This is a genomic window from Microbacterium sp. MYb72, assembly GCF_002979415.1.
Taxonomy (GTDB): Bacteria; Actinomycetota; Actinomycetes; order Actinomycetales; family Microbacteriaceae; genus Microbacterium; species Microbacterium natoriense.
This window is the reverse complement of record NZ_PCOT01000005.1, coordinates 1-885: the sequence shown is the minus strand read 5'-3', so window position 1 is coordinate 885 and position 885 is coordinate 1. Positions and strand designations below refer to the sequence as shown.

Annotated in this window: 2 protein-coding genes; both read left to right on the top strand. The window is 66.3% G+C overall.

Annotated elements, in window-relative coordinates; translation table 11 throughout:
• The coding region (locus CQ047_RS19040; RefSeq protein ID WP_258132464.1) for an ABC transporter permease at nt 1–389 on the top strand (389 nt) is incomplete at its 5' end.
• Nucleotide 390: 1 nt separating this feature from the next.
• On the top strand, nt 391–885 hold a 495-nt coding region (locus CQ047_RS03715), incomplete at its 3' end, for an ABC transporter permease (protein WP_374954051.1).

Genomic DNA, 885 nt, shown 5'->3' with positions numbered 1-885 from the left:
TCGCCCTGGTCCTCACCGGCTACGCCGGCATCCACTTCCTCCAGCGCTCACTGCTGCTGGACAACATCAACGCGGACTACGTGCGCACGGCGCGCGCCAAGGGCCTCACCAAGCAGCAGGCCATCCGCAAGCACGCGCTGCGCACCTCGCTGATCCCCGTCGCGACCCAGGTGGCCTTCACGATCCCTGGCGTGTTCACCGGTGCGGTGCTCACCGAGACGATCTTCGCCTGGAACGGCATGGGTCAGTACTTCATCAAGACCATCGGAACGAACGACATCCACGGCACGGTCGCCATCGCGGCCTTCGGCGCCGTCCTCACGGCGATCGGCGCCATCCTCGCCGACATCGCCGTCGTGGTGCTCGACCCACGAGTGAGAGTGAGCTGACATGACCACCGACATGATCGACCCCACGGTCCAGCCACCGTCCGGCATCGCGGGACCTGAGACAACGCGTGTCGCGACCAAGCGGCTCTCCAAGTGGACTCTCTACTGGCGCCGCTATGCCCGCAACAAGGGCGCTCTCGCCGGCCTGGTGATCTTCGTCCTGCTGGTGCTGTTCGCGATCTTCGGGCCGCTCATCGCCCGCTACGACGCGGTCGAGCTCGACTTCCTCAACCTCAGCACGGGACCGTCCGCCGAGCACTGGTTCGGCACGAACAACGCCGGCAACGACCTGTTCGCTCAGGTGGCGCTCGGTCTGCAGCGTTCGCTGATGATCGCCGTCAGCGTCTCGGTCGGCGTCACGATCGTCTCGGCGCTCGTCGGCACCGCCGCCGCCTACTTCGGCGGCTGGACCGAGCGCATCGCGCTGCTGGTCATCCACTTCATGATGGTCATCCCCAGCTTCCTCATCCTCGCGACGAGCGCCATCGACACGGTG